The sequence below is a fragment of the Anaerostipes faecis genome, from assembly GCF_910574135.1.
In the GTDB taxonomy this organism is placed as follows: domain Bacteria; phylum Bacillota; class Clostridia; order Lachnospirales; family Lachnospiraceae; genus Anaerostipes; species Anaerostipes hominis.
Genome location: NZ_CAJSYK010000055.1, coordinates 1 through 1,128 on the forward strand (window position 1 = coordinate 1; position 1,128 = coordinate 1,128).

2 rRNA genes are annotated in these 1,128 nt (G+C 47.1%); both read left to right on the forward strand.

Annotation, left to right across the window (positions count from 1 at the left end):
- A 16S ribosomal RNA gene (locus QGT46_RS16770) occupies nucleotides 1-524 on the forward strand; the annotation flags it as partial.
- A 108-nt stretch (nucleotides 525-632) separates the two neighbouring features.
- Nucleotides 633-750: ribosomal RNA gene (gene rrf, locus QGT46_RS16775) — 5S ribosomal RNA — on the forward strand.
- The last annotated feature ends 378 nt before the right edge of the window (nucleotides 751-1,128 follow it).

The window sequence follows — 1,128 nt, forward strand, 5'->3', positions numbered from 1 at the left end:
GGACCTTTCCTTCGGGACAGTTAAGACAGGTGGTGCATGGTTGTCGTCAGCTCGTGTCGTGAGATGTTGGGTTAAGTCCCGCAACGAGCGCAACCCCTATCTTTAGTAGCCAGCATTTCGGATGGGCACTCTAGAGAGACTGCCAGGGATAACCTGGAGGAAGGTGGGGACGACGTCAAATCATCATGCCCCTTATGGCCAGGGCTACACACGTGCTACAATGGCGTAAACAAAGGGAAGCGAAGTCGTGAGGCGAAGCAAATCCCAGAAATAACGTCTCAGTTCGGATTGTAGTCTGCAACTCGACTACATGAAGCTGGAATCGCTAGTAATCGTGAATCAGAATGTCACGGTGAATACGTTCCCGGGTCTTGTACACACCGCCCGTCACACCATGGGAGTCAGTAACGCCCGAAGTCAGTGACCCAACCGCAAGGAGGGAGCTGCCGAAGGTGGGACCGATAACTGGGGTGAAGTCGTAACAAGGTAGCCGTATCGGAAGGTGCGGCTGGATCACCTCCTTTCTAAGGAAGAAGAAGTAGGGGTTGTCTTATTGTTTAGTTATCAATGGTGATAACAAAAAAAGTATCAAGCAGGGAAGAAACAAAGAAACCTGTGAAATACTCAATGCTTCCGGTGGCGATGCGTTTTGGGGACACACCCGTACCCATCCCGAACACGATGGTTAAGACCAAAACGGCCGATGATACTTGGTTGGAGACGACCTGGGAAAGCAGGTGGCTGCCGGATCTTATTTAAACATTCTTTGGTGATTCGATATAAGAACAAAGTTCTTGTATGGAATGGCTGAAGAAGCCAAAATAGAAAGTGTAACAGAGATTGTTGGTGGTAACGCGTGAATCTTAAGAAGCTTCGCTTCTTCGATCGCGGCAGAGCCGCTTATACAAAAAGAAAAGCATATGCGCTTAGGAGAATGAATTCTCCACGCGATATCCTTCCCTTTTTGTGCACGCAATATTTGCTACGCGGATGTACCTTGAAAACTTCATACAGAACACAAAAGTTATTTTTTATAAGAAATGACAAGACATCAAACAAAACGAATTACCCGTTGTCATCACGCTAGATGACAATGAGGATGATAGAACAACTATCGTCCGTTCTATG